The organism is Phaeodactylibacter sp. (assembly GCF_040219495.1).
Lineage (GTDB): Bacteria > Bacteroidota > Bacteroidia > Chitinophagales > Saprospiraceae > Phaeodactylibacter.
This window is the reverse complement of sequence record NZ_JAVJSK010000036.1, coordinates 1-18,088: the sequence shown is the minus strand read 5'-3', so window position 1 is coordinate 18,088 and position 18,088 is coordinate 1. Positions and strand designations below refer to the sequence as shown.

General features: G+C 50.0%; 12 protein-coding genes and 2 pseudogenes. 9 read left to right on the top strand and 5 right to left on the bottom strand.

The genetic code is table 11. From position 1 onward, the window contains the following. Positions 1-14 precede the first annotated feature (14 nt). Complete coding sequence (locus tag RIC19_RS05115) at positions 15-224, top strand: hypothetical protein (RefSeq protein WP_350177215.1); 210 nt, start codon at positions 15-17, stop codon at positions 222-224. A 53-nt stretch (positions 225-277) separates the two neighbouring features. Next, on the top strand, positions 278-1,474 hold the full coding sequence (locus tag RIC19_RS05110) for a glycosyl hydrolase family 18 protein (RefSeq protein WP_350177214.1): 1,197 nt from the start codon (positions 278-280) through the stop codon (positions 1,472-1,474). A 344-nt stretch (positions 1,475-1,818) separates the two neighbouring features. Here RIC19_RS05110 and RIC19_RS05105 read toward each other — a convergent pair whose 3' ends face one another. After that, positions 1,819-8,583 carry an RCC1 domain-containing protein gene (locus RIC19_RS05105; protein ID WP_350177213.1) on the bottom strand — a complete coding sequence of 2,255 codons (6,765 nt, stop codon included), beginning with the start codon at positions 8,581-8,583 and terminating at the stop codon, positions 1,819-1,821. Positions 8,584-9,079: 496 nt separating this feature from the next. On the opposite strand from RIC19_RS05105, the gene RIC19_RS05100 reads away from it, so the two are divergent. The 3 genes from RIC19_RS05100 to RIC19_RS05090 all read left to right on the top strand — a co-directional run bounded on the left by RIC19_RS05100 (position 9,080) and on the right by RIC19_RS05090 (position 13,407). Continuing rightward, positions 9,080-11,239, top strand: a complete 2,160-nt coding sequence (locus RIC19_RS05100; protein ID WP_350177212.1) for a S9 family peptidase — start codon at positions 9,080-9,082, stop codon at positions 11,237-11,239. Positions 11,240-11,321: 82 nt separating this feature from the next. Continuing rightward, positions 11,322-12,146: a metallophosphoesterase family protein gene (locus RIC19_RS05095; protein ID WP_350177211.1), complete on the top strand. Its 825-nt coding sequence runs from the start codon at positions 11,322-11,324 to the stop codon at positions 12,144-12,146. A 154-nt stretch (positions 12,147-12,300) separates the two neighbouring features. Further along, the gene (locus tag RIC19_RS05090; RefSeq protein ID WP_350177210.1) at positions 12,301-13,407 is read left to right on the top strand and encodes a ligand-binding sensor domain-containing protein; all 1,107 of its coding nucleotides are present in this window, start codon (positions 12,301-12,303) and stop codon (positions 13,405-13,407) included. Between the two features lie 128 nt (positions 13,408-13,535). Here RIC19_RS05090 and RIC19_RS05085 read toward each other — a convergent pair whose 3' ends face one another. Beyond that, a complete protein-coding gene (locus RIC19_RS05085) occupies positions 13,536-13,967 on the bottom strand; it encodes a winged helix-turn-helix transcriptional regulator (RefSeq protein ID WP_044228031.1) in 432 nt (143 codons plus the stop codon). Between the two features lie 34 nt (positions 13,968-14,001). On the opposite strand from RIC19_RS05085, the gene RIC19_RS05080 reads away from it, so the two are divergent. The 4 genes and pseudogenes from RIC19_RS05080 (at position 14,002) to RIC19_RS05065 (ending at position 16,138) form a co-directional block, all read left to right on the top strand. Continuing rightward, positions 14,002-14,490 (top strand): DUF4267 domain-containing protein, encoded by a 489-nt coding sequence (locus tag RIC19_RS05080; protein ID WP_350177209.1) that lies wholly within the window; start codon positions 14,002-14,004, stop codon positions 14,488-14,490. Between the two features lie 2 nt (positions 14,491-14,492). Continuing rightward, on the top strand, positions 14,493-14,861 hold the full coding sequence (locus tag RIC19_RS05075) for a DUF4345 family protein (protein WP_350177208.1): 369 nt from the start codon (positions 14,493-14,495) through the stop codon (positions 14,859-14,861). Positions 14,862-14,874: 13 nt separating this feature from the next. Further along, a pseudogene (locus tag RIC19_RS05070) lies at positions 14,875-15,645 on the top strand (SDR family oxidoreductase). A 1-nt stretch (position 15,646) separates the two neighbouring features. Beyond that, a complete protein-coding gene (locus RIC19_RS05065) occupies positions 15,647-16,138 on the top strand; it encodes a DUF8737 domain-containing protein (protein ID WP_350177207.1) in 492 nt (163 codons plus the stop codon). Between the two features lie 252 nt (positions 16,139-16,390). Here RIC19_RS05065 and RIC19_RS05060 read toward each other — a convergent pair whose 3' ends face one another. The 3 genes and pseudogenes from RIC19_RS05060 to RIC19_RS05050 form a co-directional block, all read right to left on the bottom strand. Beyond that, entirely contained in the window at positions 16,391-17,422 is a 1,032-nt protein-coding gene (locus RIC19_RS05060) for a transposase (RefSeq protein ID WP_350177237.1), read from the bottom strand. Between the two features lie 27 nt (positions 17,423-17,449). Next, positions 17,450-17,524 (bottom strand): annotated as a pseudogene (locus RIC19_RS25745) (hypothetical protein); the annotation flags it as partial. Continuing rightward, positions 17,521-17,736 carry a hypothetical protein gene (locus tag RIC19_RS05050; RefSeq protein ID WP_350177238.1) on the bottom strand — a complete coding sequence of 72 codons (216 nt, stop codon included), beginning with the start codon at positions 17,734-17,736 and terminating at the stop codon, positions 17,521-17,523. The pseudogene RIC19_RS25745 and the gene RIC19_RS05050, both read right to left, overlap by 4 nt. Between the last annotated feature and the right edge of the window lie 352 nt (positions 17,737-18,088).

Sequence of the window (18,088 nt, the reverse complement as noted above, 5' to 3'; positions counted from 1 at the left end):
CTAATACTGATTTTATGTCTTTGCTCAACGACTGGAAATTCGTCCTCCTGCTCTGCCTTACCCTCGGTCTGGCGCCTTTCTATCCTGAGCCCCACATCTGGGGAAAAATCAAGTGGATAAGTGGCGGTGCTGTGGGCATGAAGGCACTCGACTGGTTTGATGTTCTCCTTCACGGCTTCCCATGGGTGTTGCTGGTTCGATTACTGCTTCGCCGCTTACCATAGATTCCCGAAATTTTGGTTAGCTTTATACGTCTGAATCACTAAAACCTAAAGATTTGAAACGTATACTGCTACTCCTGACTTTCGCAATAGCAATGGGCCCGCTCACGGCACAGCAAGACTTCAAAGTCATCGGCTATTTGCCCTATTACCGCTTTTCCTACAACAGCCAGATCGAGTACGAACGATTGACCCACCTCAACTTGTCTTTTGCCAATCCGGATATGGAGGGCAACCTCGATATCGGTGGGCAGGATATCACCCCAATTGTCAGTGCGGCAAAAGCCGCAGGCGTGGACGTTTATATTTCCCTTGCCGGTGGTGCCCTGACCGACGAATGGGAGCAAGCCTGGGAACACCTGATGCTGCCCCAAAACCGCTCGGCTTTCATTCATAAAATCATGCAATACGTAGAGGTCCACGAACTCGATGGTATTGATTTTGATCTCGAGTGGAGCCACGTCAATGAAAAATACAGCCCCTTCGTACTGGAACTACGCGATTCAGTTACTGCGCATGGGCTGACGCTTACCGCAGCACTGCCCGGCACCCATCGCTACCCGGATATTACCGATGAAGCTTTGGCGGCCTATGACTGGATCAATATGATGGCCTATGACCTGACTGGTTCCTGGGCACCGAATAACCCTGGTCCGCACTCGCCCTATTCCTTCGCGCTCAATGCCATGTTCTACTGGCAGGGGCAGGGCGTACCCAAGTCCAAACTTACTCTCGGGGTCCCATTTTATGGTTACGACTTCGGGGGGACGCCGGTGGTTTCCCGACGCTATGGCACTATCGTGGACTGGGACCCAGAAAATGCCTGGGTCGATCAGGTCGATCAGGTGTACTACAACGGTATACCCACTATTGTACAAAAAACGCAATTGGCACATGCACAGCTTGCGGGTATTATGATCTGGGAGCTGGGGCAAGACCACTTTTCAGACCTCTCCCTCCTGCGGGCCATTGACGAAACCCTGAATATAACGAGTGTGGACGGGCCCGAGACCACCGTCAGGCTCTTGGATTTCTTTCCCAATCCCTTTCGGGAGACCCTCACCGTAGCCAATACTTCTGTCAAAGCCGTCGATTACAGGATCAGCGATGTACATGGCAGGATACTGCGGCAGGCCCGGCTGGAAGGCAGCGCTAATACTCAGCTTGACGTATGGGATTTGCCAAAAGGCTTTTACCTCCTGACGGCTCAAAATGATGATGGCCAGCATACGTATAAACTCATTAAGCCTTAGCGCCTATTTGGAGCTCGTTGCTATTGCAAATCAACGTTTTATGAACCCCGCAGAAATGCGGGGCAAGCTCTGACTTCCTCACTAAATGTTCATTTAGCCCGCTAAACTCAAATTTAGTGACTTTGCCAGAACCATAAATCCTTCCCGCAAACTGCGGGACAGGCTATTTAACTCAGGCTAAACTCCGGTTTTCGTGCCTCGTCTAACCAAAAAGTGGTTAGTTTCGACTAGAAGATAAAAGTCCCAATACGGTATAAAAAAGCCCTGAGACGGCATTGCCTCAGGGCTGTGCTGGAAATTACTCCTTACATTTTAGCTTCGTTTCGGTCAAGCTTTTACCGCTACTACCGCACCACCTTCAGTACCTCCCGGTAACCGTCTTCGGTTACCGCTTCGAGGAAGTACAAGCCGGCGGGAAGGTCTCCGGCATCCCAGTACAGTTCCGTCTCACCGCTGCGCAGGGGCTGTTGGGCTATACGCTGCCCGAACTCATTGAGCAGGGTAGCAGTGCCTTCCGCAGTCAGGGGCAGGTTGAAGCGCAGGGTGAACGCGCCCCGTACCGGATTCGGCAGTACGCTGGCTTTGGGCACTTCGGGAGTTGCTGTTGCCCAGGTCAGGTCGTTAGGCGTGGACAAATTGGCGCCCCCGTTGCTTTGGTACATGACCTTTCCAAAAACCGCGCTGGCATCGCCGCTGGGGTCGGTGGTAAATACCGCCAGGCCCATTTCCACGCAGTTGCCCATCGGCAGGTAAGCCTGATGGAACAGCTGCCAGTCGCCATTATCGGTATTGCGATAGAAGGCGCGGATGTAGTCTCCCTGGCGTCTCAGTCTCAGCCAGTATGGGAAGGAAGCATATAGGTTGCTACTGCTCCGTTGCCCATTTTCCATCGTCCGGATTTCGCGCCGCAGCAGATTGGTCAGGTTAGAATAGACCGCAATCATTTTCGCGCCCGGTGCGCTGCTCTCCCGGATCATGAGCCCGGCGTAGCCGCCCTGAACGCTCTCGATGCGGGCCTGAATACCGCCGTTGCCGCACAGGGGTACGCTGGCAAAAGCCAGGTTGTCACTGTCCTGTGGAATAAGATTGTACCCTCCGGTGCTGATGCTGAAGTCGCCAAGGTCCGGGTTGTCGCCGGCGCAGGGGTCGTAGGTGTAGCTGCTGCCATCGCCCTGATCGCCGATATCATTGGCGGTCCACGGAAGGGGCAGGGCAGTACCGATTTCCACGGTTACTGTTGCCATGCACAAAGCGGAGTTACCATTTACATCGGTAGCCGTCAGGGTCACCATGTTTTGGCCCAGATCCTCACAGTTGAAATGCATAGGGCTAAGCGTCAGGCTGGCGATACCGCAAGCGTCTGTAGAGTTGTTGTTCACCTCATCGGGAGCAATACTCGCACTTCCTCCCGCATCCAACTGAATGGTCCGGTTCTGGCATTGAGCCTCAGGGGCAATATTGTCGATGACCGTGATGCTGAATTCGCAGGTTGCTGAGCCGCAATCGTTCGTACCTGTAATAACAACCTCTGTTGTGCCTACTTCAAAAGCGCTGCTACTTCCCGTTCCGTCACCATTCGCAATAGTAGCACCTGAGAACACATAATTGTAGCTTGGTTCTGGTATGCCATTTGCTATTGCATCGTAGCTCACCAAGGCTGAACAGGCATCCGGATCTACATTTACAGAAAGCTCGCCAGGGCATGCTGTAAAGTCAGATGTTGGTTCGCAGGAGCAGGGCTCAGGCGCGGTCATGAGCGTAGCACTGGTGAAACTACAGTCTGATGAAAACGCGGCTGTCAGGATAAGATCGTTGCCATCTGAAGGCAGTTGCACTCCTGTAAAAGTATAAGTAGTTGTACAGGTCAGATCGGCCTCCGTAGTCGCCAGAGTCGTATTCCCCAGCTTCAAGGTCAGGGTACCATCAGTTGGCGCATAAGCAAAGGTCACCGTTACGTCTGTGGTGAAGTAGTCATCGGTGTCATCGATGGTGCCGTTGTCGTCGCAGCCGCTGGTGTTGTCGAGGCTGATGTCGGTGATGTCGCAAGCTGAGCCACTGCCGCCGCTGAGGTTGCCACAGCCGCCGCTCAGGGCAATAGATCCCGAGGATAATGCACAACCTTGCGGGTCAGTCCAGCCACCGGTACAGGGCAGGTTGGTAGCGGAGCCAGTTGAGTTGGCAGACCATGCCGTAGTATTGCCCATAAAATCAAGTTCTGCGATGAGCCATTCGCCATCCCAGAAGATGAAAAAATCGTTCATGGACTGCCAGATGGGGGCGCCATTTACCATGCCGACAGGAAAGTAAGTACCGTTAGGTCCAAAACAGCCAAAGCCCGACACTGTGATTTCGGCAGGGGTGAATGAGCCGCCACACTCAGGCGCCGTGCCTACTGCATTATCAGTATAACTGCACCCAGCCGAGGCCGAAAAGACGCTGGTCAATTCAATATCGCCGCCATCGGCGAGCATCTCCACGCCCGTGAAGGTGTGCGACGTAGCGCCAATGCCAGATACATCCACCGCCGGTACCGAAACGGCAATGTTCGGGCCAGTAAGCGAGAGGGTGCCGCTGGCAGGTTTTTCACTGTAGGTCACCGTCACATCGGCGGTGTAGGTATCGTCGGTGGTGCAGGTGGTGTTGTTGCATTCGGCCTCACTGATGTTGTCGATGGTGATGCCTGTCACGGTAGGTAATATCACCACCGTCGCAGTAACAGGAATAGACACCACAGGCTCGCCTACCACGATGGGCACATAGCTATCCTCGTCCGTGCCGTCACCCAGCATTCCATCTGAATTGTAACCCCAGGCGACCAGGTTGCCGTCCGGTTTAATGCTCAAGGCATAATAGTACCCGCTTTCTAACTGTACCCAGTCGGTAGCGGTGCCGGACTGAACAGGGACATTGCTATCAGTAGTAGTTCCATTACCGTACTGCCCTTCTTCATTATAGCCCCAGGCCCACAGGGTACCATCGGTTTTGATGGCATAAGATGTTGCCGTAGAAGCCATAATAGTTGACCAATCGGTAGCAGTACCTATTTGTACAGGTACCATTCTATCATCAAATGTTCCGTCGCCCAGTTGTCCATTTCCATTATAGCCCCATGCCCAAAGGGTACCATCGGTTTTGAGGGCAAGGGAGTGTTCTTCGCCTGCACTCACCATCGCCCAGTTGGTTTCCATACCAATTCTCGTGGGGGTATATTGCTCATCATCCGTACCATCGCCCAGTTGTCCATATCCATTATCGCCCCATGCCCACAGGGAGCCATCGGTTTTGGTGGCAAGCACATGGTAAGCATATTCATTGGTTGCAAAACTGGCCCAATCGGTAGCAGTTCCAATCTTGGTAGGCTCATCATTATCATCATCCGTACCATCGCCCAGTTGTCCATATCCATTATAGCCCCAGGCCCATAAACTTCCGTCCGCCTTCTGGGCTACACTAAAATAATAACCTGCCTGTACCTTTACCCAATCGGTAGCCGTTCCTATCTGTAATGGGTTTTCGTTATAATCGTCTGCATTGGGGCCCAGTTCTCCGTAACCACCATATCCCCATCCCCAGAGTGTTCCATCCGTTTTGACGGCCAAGGTATGGTAATAGCCCAAGCTGATGTCGGCCCAGTCGGTAGCCGCACCTACCTGTTCAGGGAGGTAATTATCATCATAGGTACCATTGCCCAATTGGCCATCTGAGTTGTCGCCCCAGCCCCAGAGGGAGCCATCTGCTTTGATACCCATGGTATTTTCACCACCTCCTGAAACAACGGCCCAAGGAGTGCCTACTTCGTAGGTATAGGTCACAGTTCCTCCAGTGCCTGCCCCGGCGGGGTCAAAAGTAGCTGTGCCATCGCCGTTGTCGGTGATGCCCGGGCCAGTGAAGGTGCCGTCGGGCACCCGGTTACCGGTAAGCGTAACCGGGCTGTCATTTGCACAGTAGGTTGGGTCAAGTCCGGCAAAATCCACGCAAACTTCGACGGTCACATCAGCCGTGAAAACAGCAGATATTACTTTCGTGAAAGTATTTCTATTCATATCGGTACCATCGCCGAGCTGGAAATAGTTATTGCTCCCAGCGGCATAAAGGCTGCCATTGCTTCTGATGGCGAAGGCATTTTCATTCCCCCTCGAGACAAGGGCCCAATCATTGATGGTGCCGATTTGTTTAGGGGCATTGATAGGGGCGCCAGATGAACCATCACCAAGCTGCCCATCCCAGTTCTGACCCCATCCCCAGAGTGTGCCGTCTGATTTAATGGCATGGCAAGAATAATCAGCGTCCATGGTGACCCAATCCGTATCGGTACCTACCTGTACCGGGGCGTTTTGGTTGGTGTTGTTCCCAATTCCCAGTTGTCCACTCGTGTTCAGTCCCCATGCCCATAGCGAGCCATTTGTTTTAAAGGCAAATGCCTCGAAATCGCCGGGCACCACCTTGGCCCAGTCCGTCGCTGAACCGACTTGTCCTGGCATATTGGTGTCGGTATTGTTGCCATTTCCTAATTGACCTTGCTCATTACGCCCCCATGACCAAAGGGTGCCATCCGTTTTTGTAGCGAGGGTATAAAGTCCTCCTGCACCAGCGCTGGCCCAGTCATTGTCACTCCCAATTTGCACCGGCGCATCACGGTTGGTATTGGTGCCATCGCCCAATTGTCCAAAAACATTATATCCCCAAGCCCATAGTGTGCCGTCCGTTTTTAAGGCAACGGCATGAAACCTCCTTGCGCTGATACTGGCCCAGTCGGTGTCGCTCCCAATTTGCACGGGGATGTTGCTATCCATGAAAGAGCCTATTCCCAATTGGCCACGATTATTTCGTCCCCATGCCCACAGGGTGCCGTCTGTTTTAAGGGCTATGGTGAAATTATCACCAGTGGTTACTTTGGCCCAATCCGTATCCGTACCTATCTGAACAGGGATTTCACTACTCACAAAGCTGCCAATTCCGTATTGGCCATAGTCTTCATTATCACCCCAGGCCCAGAGCGTGCCGTCGGTTCTTAAGCCGATAGTATGGAACGAACCGGCGGAAACGCTTGCCCAGCCTCCAGTACCGGTGGTAGTGGTCGCGTAACTGATGGTCCCCGTGCCAATGGCATTGCCGGGCGTGAAAGTAGCCGTGCCATTCCCATTATCGGTGATACCGGGACCGGAAAAACTGCCCAAAGCAGCGGGCAGGTTACCGGTTAGGGTGACCGGAGCATCCAGGTCGCAATAGGCTTCGTCCAGCCCGGTAAAAGAAGGAGCAGGGAAGGCCCCGACCTCCATCGTTATTGCATTACTTTCTGGAAATGCTGGCGAGGCGCAAGGGTTGTTGTTGGTCATTACACAGGTGACCACATCGCCATTTTCCAAAGCATCGGTGGTATAGGTGGTGCTGTTCGAGCCTACATCAGTACCACTTACCTTCCATTGGTAGGAAGGGGCAGTGCCGCCGTTCGTCGGGGTGGCGGTGAAGGTGACGGAGGTGCCGGGGGTGATGCTGCCGCTTGGGCTGGCGGCGATGGATACAGCCGGGATGAGCGTTCCGGACAAACTGCCACAGCCGCCGCTCAGGTCAGGAGAAGCCGAACCTTCGGATAACCAACCTGTGCAGGGCAAATTATCAACAGCGCCACCAAAATTTATTGCGATTGGTTCAGTAACTGTTTCGATATTCCAAAAGGTTCCATCAAATATAATGGAGGCATTACCAAAACTCCACACGGGCGCTCCATTCATAGAACCGTTGGGCGTATAAGTACCATTATAGATTTCATAACCATTGTCCAGGCCTGAAACCACGATATCAGTTGGGGTGAAAGTGCAGGATACAGGAGCACTGCAAGTACTGGTCATTACCCGGTTGCCGGTACCAGAACTTGCTACGGCGGCAAACATGCCATTGCCGTAGGTCACGGACCGCCAAGCGTTGTCCGCTGCAGAGGTTTGGATAGTCCAGGTGATACCATCGGGGCTGGTCATCACCCGGTTGCCGGTACCTGTACTTGTAACGGCAACAAATAGTCCATCGCCGTAGGTCACGGACCGCCAATTATTATCTGCTGGATTAGACTGGGGAGTCCAGGTAATCCCATCGGGGCTGGTCATCACCCGGTTGCCGGTGCCTGAAGTTGCTACAGCGACAAACAAGCCATTGCCATAGGTCACAGAAAGCCATTCGTTGTTCGCTGCAGCGGTTTGGCTGGTCCAATTGATGCCATCGGGACTGGTCATTACCCGGTCGGCAAGGCCCGCATATGCCACAGCGACAAACAGGCCATTGCCGTAGGTCACAGATGTCCATACATTACTCGCTGCAGCGGTTCGGCTGGTCCAGGTGATGCCATCGGGGCTGGTCATCACCCGGTTGCCGCTGCCGGTCTGCGCCACAGCGACAAACAGGTCATTACCGTACGTCACGGAAAGCCATTCGTTGTCCGCCGCAGCGGTTCGGCTGGTCCAGTTGATGCCATCGGAGCTGGTCATCACCCGGTTGCCCGTGCCTGAATCTGCTACGGCGACAAACAAGCCATTGCCGTAGGTCACGGAACGCCAATCATTGTCCGCCGCAGCGGTTTGGCTGGTCCAATTGATGCCATCGGGGCTGGTCATCACCCGGTTGCCAGTGCCAGAACTTGCTACAGCGACAAATAAGCCATTGCCGTAGGTCACGGAAAACCAGTCGTTGTCTGCTGCGGAGGTTTGGGAAGTCCAAGCGCAAGCGGGTGCGGCCACCTCCATCGTTATTTCATTGCTCGTCGCCATCGTTGGGTCGGCGCAAGGGTCATTGCTCGTCATTTCACAAGTGACCACATCGCCATCGGCCAAAGTCGTGCTGGTGCAGGTGGCCACATGGTCGTCCACGCCATCGAAATGGAGGGCGCCTCCCGAAACGCCTGTTGTGGATTCGTTATTCAAATACAGATTGTCGGTGGCTGTAGAAAAATCAGGGATAGAGGACTTCGCATACACCGATAAGGTCAGAAAGAGACTAAAAAGTAGGAGTAATTGCGGGAGCCCTCCCCGACTACGGGTAGAAGGAGCGTTTGTTGGGTTACTTTCTTTTCGGAAAGAAGACCATGGTCTAGCGGTTTTAAGTAGAAGTGTTGTTTTCATGTACAGATAAGGATTTGTAATTAGCATTCAGTGTTTTACAGGCTGTCAGCTCTTTTTTGGGCTGCAATAGGTGAGGGGTGGTACTACTCTTGCTCCAAGAGTAGTACCATCATCCATTAATAGCGATAAAGGGAAAATGAAGTCCCTTAGGATTAAAAAGCGGACAGGGGTCATGTTTCTTAGGTCGTGTGTGAATATTTCGGCTCAAAGATGCCTCATACTCCAGGCTTTTTATGCAAAACCCAACCGGACAAAAGCCGGACAAATAGGGTTCTGCCCCCATTTTACCAGGATTCTGGTAATGGAAAACCGTTTTGGGATTACCGGTTTGTCAAAAAAAAGAACGCCAAGGCAATGTAACAGCCCCTTAATTGCTCAGACTAGATTACAGATCAAAAACTGTAATTTTGATCATGGCAAAACGCAGAGTGAAAGCAAAAGACAATTTTTCTGCTATGCAAAATTACTTCGAATAAAGTCTACTAAAAGCAAACACATGCAACAGATCTCTTTTTGGCAAATATGGGTAGTGGCAGGCTTACTGATGGCGATGCCCGCAGCAGGCACAGCACAGGAAGGTGAGCTCACACTTGATGACCTGTTCGCAACGCCAAAACTGACGGGTACAACCCCGTCCCGGCCTGCGTGGGCACCGAACAGCGAGCACTTCGCCTTTTCCTGGAGTGAACCAGGAAATCCCGGGCGTGGCCTCTGGGTATCCACAAGCGATGGGAAGGAAGTGCGCCTCCGTTCCGATACGGCCTCCGCGTCCGTGCGCGATATGGTCTGGGCCGACGCGAATACCATCGTTAGCCTGCGAGGTGGCCACCTATGGCTGACATCGCTGAGCCAGGGTGAGGACCTCCAATTGATGCCCGTCGAGGAAGGTGCACATAACCTGTCGATATCGCCAAACGGCAACCAAGCTGCGTATATAAGCAACGGTGACCTGTGGCTTGCGGACTTCACTTCCAAACAGAATCGACCGCTCACTGAGATCGGCATTGCCAGTCTTTCGGACTTACCGAAAGGGCGTTACAGCCGACCGGAACGTGAAATCGGCCCGGGCATCTGGAGTGGGCCAACCTACAAGTGGTCCCCGGATGGCAAGACCATCGCGATTCATGTCGTTGACCGGCGCGAGATGCGAAAGGTGCCCTTCCCGGATTACCTCGCTGATGAAACCAATCCCAACGAGGTCCGCCGGGGTTACCCGGGCGATCCAAACGAGATTCGCAGAGTTGGGCTGCTCGATGTGGAAAGCGGTAGCATTACGTACCTCAATTTGCCAGACCCGCAGGCCAATCAGGTCATTGACTTCAACTGGTCACCGGGCGGTACGCTGCTGGTTGATACCGCATCCGACACGGCGGTTGAACGTAAGTTATTTGTCGTTGCACCCGGAGAAAGCCAGGTGCGCGAGATTTGGCGGGGCGTTCGGGAGAGCCGCATGTACACCTCGTTTGGGTCTACCTGGCATCCGGATGGAAAGCAGGTCGTTTTCTTAAGTGATAGGGGTGATCGCTACGGCCTTTATACCATCGATGCCTCACCGTCTGGAGATCGTCCGCAGCTCCTGACAGATCCGTCCTACGATGTGCTGTCCGCCCCAAGTGTTGCTGGTGATGCCCTGTTTTATGCAGGCAACGGCGTTAATCCGTACGAACAGCACGTGTACCGCCTGAATCTGTCCGGTGGCGATCCCAAGCAGGTGACACGTCTTCCGGGCCGCAACGATGGCTACCCCTCACCGGATGGGCGGCACCTGGTGTTCATGCACAGCAACGACACCTCACCGCCCGAGCTTTACGTGGTAAGCAGCGAGAGTGGTGACGCTACGCGAATAACCTACTCGCCCTTGCCCGCCTTCACGGAGCGGACCTGGGCGGCGGCGGAATACGTTAGTTTCCCCAGTCTTGTGGATGACTATACGCTGCACGCCCGGATTCTGAAACCTGCCAATATGCAGCCCGGTAAGCAATATCCGGTGTTGTTTGGGCCCGTGTATTCGAATACAGCGAGGAACCGCTGGGCCGGCAACTACAGCCTCGTACAGCAGCTGTTGGTCAGGAAGGGATATGTTATCGTGCAGGTGGATTCACGCGGCAGCAACGGTTATGGCCGGGCATTCCGTGAAGAATTCCTGTTGGGCTTTGCCGGCCAGGACATTGAGGATTACGCGAGTGCCGTAGCCTACATGGAGTCCCTGGATTATGTCGACCCCAACCGCATCGGCATCTGGGGCAGCAGTTACGGTGGCACCCTCTCCGTTTATTCGCTATTGATGAAGCCGGGCTTGTTTCAGGTGGGGGTTGCGGCAGCGGCGGCGGTTGACCCGGCGTTCTTTGGCACGGACGACGTCGCGATTGTTCGTACCCCACAGACCCACCCGGAGATCTTCGAAAGGAAAGCCCTCAACTATGCGGCGAATCTGGAGGATAAACTCCTGTTCATCCACGGCATGCAGGACCATGTGGTACCCTTCAAGACGACAGCCGCGTTAGCGGAAGAACTGATTAAACAGGGCAAGGACTTCGACTTTGCGTTTGCACCGGGTGCAACGCATGGATGGAGCCGTGAGCGGAACTACGATCGCTACCTGTTTGGCAAGATCATCGAATACTTTGACCGGCACCTGGCTGTGCCGTCTGAGTAGATGTTGGGGTAGCATTCCCAGGAATCGGGCAACTTAAAAGGTGAAAAGCCAATAATTTTAAGTTGCTGGGAAAACAATAAAAATGAAGATAGAGCTGAATGATTTAGACCCAATTGAGCGGTTTAGTTTTAAAGTTGTTGCACAAGGAGGTAGAGATGCAAGTGGGAATCGTGTGATAAAAGACGAAGATTTGCCGATTTACCTGGGGTCAGTTAGACATTCAACGATTGAAGGCATTGAATATTTAATAATAGCATCTGACTTACAAGGGAATGTTTTTGAGGGAAACAAGCCAAGATTATTAGGGGAAGTTTTACCGGATTTCTTACAACTGTTATTTGAGATTGAGTTTGAAGGCGTAGACAGAGAACGAGTTGGCGTTTTATTATGTGGAGATTTGTATGCAAGGCTTGATAAAAGAGGGGGGCTTGGAGATGTGAAAAATGTATGGAGAGCGTTTAACGATAAATTTGGATTTGTTGCCGGAGTCGCTGGGAATCATGATGATTTTGGAGAACCCGAAGCGTTTAAGTCTTTTGTACAGGAAGAAGGGATTTACTATTTGCATAACCGGGTTAGAAAAGTAAAAACGCTAAAAATTGGGGGCCTAAGTGGAATCATAGGACGCCCTGATAAGCCTTTTAGAAATGACGAAAGTGAGCATTTAAAGGAATTGAAAAAGCTGCTTTTAGCACAACCTGACTTCATATTACTCCATGAAGGGCCAAATAACGTTAATCCGGAATTACCTGGAAACCATAAAATCAGAGCGGTGCTGGAGCGTTCAAAAAGGAATGTTGTTTGTTGTGGCCATAACTATTGGGATAGCCCCTTAATTGAAATGGAAAATGGCACACAAATATTAAATGTGGACTCCAGGTGTATTATCCTGAAAATCGAAAAATGAATACAGCAGGAAAAGGCATATTGGGTGCTGTACTTAGTCTGGGTTTTGGTAACTTGGTCAGTGGTGCAGCGGGGCGATTAAAAACCGTAATTTAGAGCCTGCCTCCTCACCTAGCCGGTCCATTTATCCGGTAACTAAAATCAAAAAAATCGACATGAATATAAATCCGGTCAAGTTAATCCTGATGATTTTTGTTTCCAGCAGCTTGATTTCTTGCAATGGGCAAGTGAAACCTGAGCCTGAAAATGCTGAAATCATACCTTTTGAAATCGGCAAAAAGGTCACGGAGCTTGATAACCAAATTTGGAAAGTTTATCAGGACACAAAAGGGGACTTTTGGTTCGGCAGCAACGGAAAAGGTATTTATCACTATGATGGGAAAAAGCTAAAGCAATTTACGACGAGCGATGGATTGGTTCATAATCAGGTTCAGGGAATTCAGGAAGATACAAAGGGCAATATTTATATAGAAACGCCTATCGGTGTGAGCAAGTTTGACGGAACAAAATTGACGACCCTAAAGGTTATAAAATCACCAGACAGCAAATGGAAAAATGAACCAACTGATTTGTGGTTCAATGGGATTGGTGATTATTTATATCGTTTTGACGGAGAGTGGCTTCATGATTTATCGCTTCCCCGGCAAGATTCTTTACTCTATAGCATGGATCCTAATATGCCTCTTGAAGAAATGCAGTACAACCCTTATACTGTTTATGGCATTGACAAGGATAGAGATGGAAATGTCTGGTTCGGCACAATCAATGCAGGGGCGTTTCGCTTTGATGGAAAATCATTTTTGTGGATTGGCGAAAAGGAACTCTCAACGCTTCCGGATGGAAGGGTACCCGGTGTGCGCTCAATGATTCAAGATAAAGACGGATATTTCTGGCTAAGCAATTTTCATAGTAAATACAAAATCAACCCTGACCTAAGCAAAGGATATGAAAAGGTGAAGGCTGTAGCTTTGCCCAAAGAAATAGTGAAAGATAAAATACTGTATTTCAACTGTGGAATTACAGATAAAGAAGGGAATTTATGGATGACAACTTATGGCGGTGGAGTTTGGAAATATGATGGAGAATCGCTTTCCAACCAGGAAATACACAACGGAATTGAAACTATCCTTCTTGTTTCCATTTACCAAGACAGCAACGGGACGCTTTGGCTAGGAACGAATAATGACGGGGTATATAAGCAAAATGGAGAAGCTTTCGAAAAGTTTGTACCGAAGGTACAAAAGCAGCCAACAGCCAGGTAGATGGCCCGACAGTCGCCAGATTAGCGGGGAGCGCCTTTCATACCAACTCACGGCTTGCTGATGCTTCATGAGCCAGAGTCCAGCGCCTCACGGAGCTCCCCCATTGCCGGAATTTAAAAAAAGTACATTCAACCTAAAAGGGAATGAACCATTGCACGATAATTATTTTGAATCCCCTCGGTTACTTTTACCTTGTCTTGATTGAAACCTGCTTCTGAAATGGAGTACATAGCTGCATTGTGCTTCCTTAAATTCTTATCACTCCATAAAATGATCTCTGTAATCACAGGAGCTAACTCTATTCCTTTCTCGGTTAATAAATAAATGTTTTCCTTTTTGTTGTCGGGTAGCTTTTGTTTCGATATCAGCTCGTTCCCCTCTAACCACTTTAATCTTGAAGACAAAATGCCCGGTGCAATTCCTTCTGGAGAACTGGAGAATTCTTTGAACGTTTTCTTCCCCTGAACTAACATATCCCGAACGATCAAAAGCGACCACTTGTCACCTAGAATATCTAAAGTGCAGGCAATTGGACAACCGGAGCGGAAAGTATTTTTCATTTTTTTACTACTGTTTTGATAGTAATGAAAACTTTTGATTACTTTTGCTACTGAATTAATAGCAAAATTAACAAAAGGAATGGAAAAAGGGTCATTTTTAGCCATTAAGAGCCAGCCAAAACATATACGCATTGGCATCTGGGCAAGTATCGTATCAGCTGTCATGCTGATTGGAATTGGTGTTTTTTGGATAGCGCACCCTGCTGCTGCCGAAGGTTCATTTTCCATAGTTCCAGATTCAGATGCTGCCATACGATTTGCAAAAATTCTCGCCATTTTCAAAGCCGTTGGAGATGTTCTTCCACCTATTTTCGTTTTGCTGGCTATCTATTTTCAACAATTTAGATTGGCAGGTTACTTCCATTTAATCACGTTTTTCTTAGTGATTGTTGTGGATATGTTGGTGTGGGGCAGTTTCGTTCCTAACGTTGGCGCAACAGATATAATACAACATATCCCCTTTGCTATTCCAATAATTATTGCTGCTTATTGCTTTCTCAAACCAACCTCTAAAACACCCTGATAATGCTACTATTCATTCGTGTTTTCCTGGTGCTGTATGGACTTATTGCTGCCGCCACAGGATTTATGGGCGCCACTGCAAAATACAATTCTGCCGTAACGGACCCAATGACAGATAATAACCATCGCTATGTGGCTGCTATTTGGATGGCTACCTCTTTGGCGTTTTTCTATGTGGCTTGGAATCCGTCAGAAACGGCCTTATTCCGCTTCTTAATGGTGGCTGTTTTCATTGGTGGTCTTGTCAGAGCTGCGGCATTGGTCAACTACCCTGCTACCCCCTTTTTCATTTTTCTTATTCTAATTGAATTAATTCCAACTACCCTGATGCTTTGGTTTCAGGCCAAACTACTCAATTCAGGTTCACTTTAAACTAAAATTTTGAATGAAACAATCGAATCAAAAAGTTCTGATCACAGGTGGAGGATCAGGCATTGGGCTTGCCTTAGCCAGGAAGTTCCTGGAGAATGACCATACCGTCATCATAACGGGCCGAAATCTCGATAAACTTAAAAAAGTAAAACAGGAAAATCCTGAAATCCATATCTACCAAAGTGATGTAACAGATGAGGCAGCAGTGAGAACGCTGGCAGGTGATGTTCAACAAAAGTTTGGCGGCATTGATATCCTTGTCAATAATGCCGGCATCATGAACTTAGTCGATGCCGGAAACGAAAGCAATGACCTGCAAAAACAGATGCAGGAAATTGAAATCAACTACAATTCGCCCATTAGAATGTTGCATTATTTCCTTCCGCTGCTCAAATAAAGTAAGAACGCAGTGTTGGTCAATGTCTCTTCAGGATTGGCCTATGTGCCATTTGCCCAAGCACCGGTTTATTCAGGCACAAAATCGGCTTTGCATTTTTGGACATTAGGTATTCGCCCACAACTGAAACCTCACGGTATTAAAGTTATTGAACTTTTACCACCAGTCGTAGACACTCCCTTAGCACACGGAGCAGACATTGCCGAAGACGATAATTTGAAACCAATGCCACCCGAAAAATTAGCAACGATTTTTTGGAAGGATTTCATTAGCGGTAAAGAGGAAATCACGCCAGGAATTTCTAAACAACTGAAATTCATGAGCCGACTTGCTCCAAAATTCATATTCAAACAACTCAATAAACAAGCTGTACCAAACACAATTTAAAATGATGGACAATTTTACGATTATCAACTTGCAAGCCACAACAGGCACAATTGCAATAATTCTGGCTTTCCAGTGGTGGATAAAACCACGCCTTGCCAACCTATCCATTCAGGATGCACTTTTACCCTTCGTTTTCCTTAATACGTTTCGGTATTTAGGCTTGTCCTTTATGGTAAAAGAGCAGTTTTATGACGGCTTTCCTGCCGAATTTCTAAACACAGTCGGCATATTAGACTTCACCACGGCTGTTTTAGCAATCATAACCGCTATTGGCCTAAAAAATAAGTGGCGTTTTGCCATTCCGCTGGTTTGGATATTCAACATCGTAGGATTTGGAGATTTAATTACCGCTTTTCCGCAATTCTTTGGCCTGGAACTTTACAATCAAAACCTTGGCTTCATTTGGCTGATGTTTGTGACCTATGGTTTAGCGACATTCCTAAGCCACATCTACATCTTCATCAGGCTTTTCAAAAACTTACGAAAGAAGTAACTAGGGCATCCTCAAAAAGTCAGCGCCGCAGGCGCTAGCCGATGAAGTATTATTAAGTTTTGGGTTCTGGAAAGCACCTGGTTGCAGCCCTGTGTAAAATTTAATATTAATTGTCGGCCAAGGTTGCTTGTCAAGGCTGCGGCACGCCCATAAAAAGGGCATAAAAAAGCCCTTCCGAGCTTGATGGCATTAAGCGCCATAAGGATCAGGGCTATACAGGCCATGGAGGTGTCTTGCCTCTTTGTTTTAATATCATCGAGCCCATATTTTGATTTTGCTTGCCCAAACTTGCCTTTCTGATCTTTTGTTTTGTTCTTTTTTGCGTTTTTGCTTCTCATTGCGGGTCATGGCCGGCCGACGGCCCAGCGGCAGGCCGCTATTGCGTATACCCTTGTCTTTTAGCGCCTTGCGGTTTTTTCTGGTCAGGTATATCCGGTCTGCAAGTACCAGCTCGGGATAATAGCCAAACAAGGCTTTGTAAACCTCTACCTGGCTCATAAGGAAGCCACCCTCGTTGAAGTTGTCAAAACTGATTTGGTCGGCCCTGACGAAGCCTTCCGTCTCTGACATATTGAGTTTTGCGCCAAACTCGGTCTTCTTGCCCGCCTTGCCCCGCTGGATGGGGCGCACGTAGGGCTGGGCGATATTCACGATACGGTTGTCTATGCGCCGCCGCCCGTCGCGGTGCATGATATCCTGCTGCCGGTACAGTTCTTGTATGACCCACAGCCGCTGCCAGTCCCGGTGCTGCCAGCTGGGTGCCATGCCTCTTGCTTCCAGGATGTCCAGCATCTTGTGTATAGTCTTCAGGTTGCGCCGCAGGTAGCGCAGCTGCTTGCCGCGGGCCTGCCTGACCGTCTGCTTTTTCGGTGCGCGCTTTTTAGAAAAAGCCAAATACTCCTTGCGGGCTTGGCGGCGGTAAGTCCGCGGCTTCTTTTGCCACAGCCCGCCTTTGTAGAGCTTGTCAATGAGCTCTTCGCTATACTGCCGCGCTTCGGCCAAAAGCCGGGTGTCGGTCGGATAGCCCACATGCTGCGGGGCCACCGTGGCATCTACTTTCAGGGTCCCCTTGTTCGGCACCTTGGCTTTTGCCCCTGTCCCGCTAACCTCTTCCTCGGCGCTTGTGCCGGCAGGGGGCACAGGGCCTTGGCCGCCGCCCTTTGACGGCTTCTTTCGGTGCTTGATTGCCTTGGCACGCTTAGCTTGGCGCAGCACTATATCGTTCAACTGCTTGGCACCTTCCTTCCCGAGCCGCTTGCGCACCTCCACGAAAAGGCTCGGCACGAACACCGGGCCCGTCTGGAAACTGGGCAGGCCCACAAAGTACTGGGCATAAATGTTCTCTTGGATATACTGTATCGTGTCTTCGTCGGAGATGCCTTCTATATGCTTGACCAGCAGTGCCCGAGGATGATGCGCAGGTCTATGCTCGCACGGCCGTGCCCTTCGCTCATGTGCTTGAAAAACACCTGGGCCATCTCGTCCCATGGCATTACCCCTGCCATCCTTACCCATCGGTTGGAAGGGTCGAGCTTCTGCTCGAAAGGGGTCTTAAACAGTGACAATGTACGCTCGCTGGCCGGTGTATAGGTGATCATCGAAGTGCAAGGATTTTTGCCAAAATAGGGCTTTTTCCTTGCACTTTTGGCCTTTACTTAGCAATTTGTGATACTTGCAACGCTTTGCTAGCAAAGGGATACAGGGGCTGTCAGACTTTTTGAGGATGCCCTAATTAGCTATGAGCTATATACGTTGTTGTGCAACGTTGTGTGTCCTGAATGTTTCTTTCACCCATAAATATAGTGCCTGTGAAGAAACAATGCTAATTACAAGATGATGGAATTTTAAGGTGGCTTCGATTTAAGCCATGTCAAAATGCCCCATCGGTAGGGGTTGAATCAAGCAAACCTATCAAACCCTCATGGAGGTGCTTACTTTTCAAGAGTTGGT

What these genes read in the sequence shown, in the direction of transcription:
- RIC19_RS05115 (WP_350177215.1), top strand. Translation starts at nt 15, where the DNA reads ATGTCTTTGCTCAACGACTGGAAATTCGTCCTCCTGCTCTGCCTTACC.
- RIC19_RS05105 (WP_350177213.1), bottom strand. Translation starts at nt 8,583, where the DNA reads ATGAAAACAACACTTCTACTTAAAACCGCTAGACCATGGTCTTCTTTC.
- RIC19_RS05100 (WP_350177212.1), top strand. Translation starts at nt 9,080, where the DNA reads ATGCAACAGATCTCTTTTTGGCAAATATGGGTAGTGGCAGGCTTACTG.
- RIC19_RS05095 (WP_350177211.1), top strand. Translation starts at nt 11,322, where the DNA reads ATGAAGATAGAGCTGAATGATTTAGACCCAATTGAGCGGTTTAGTTTT.
- RIC19_RS05090 (WP_350177210.1), top strand. Translation starts at nt 12,301, where the DNA reads ATGAATATAAATCCGGTCAAGTTAATCCTGATGATTTTTGTTTCCAGC.
- RIC19_RS05085 (WP_044228031.1), bottom strand. Translation starts at nt 13,967, where the DNA reads ATGAAAAATACTTTCCGCTCCGGTTGTCCAATTGCCTGCACTTTAGAT.
- RIC19_RS05075 (WP_350177208.1), top strand. Translation starts at nt 14,493, where the DNA reads ATGCTACTATTCATTCGTGTTTTCCTGGTGCTGTATGGACTTATTGCT.
- RIC19_RS05065 (WP_350177207.1), top strand. Translation starts at nt 15,647, where the DNA reads ATGATGGACAATTTTACGATTATCAACTTGCAAGCCACAACAGGCACA.
- RIC19_RS05050 (WP_350177238.1), bottom strand. Translation starts at nt 17,736, where the DNA reads ATGATCACCTATACACCGGCCAGCGAGCGTACATTGTCACTGTTTAAG.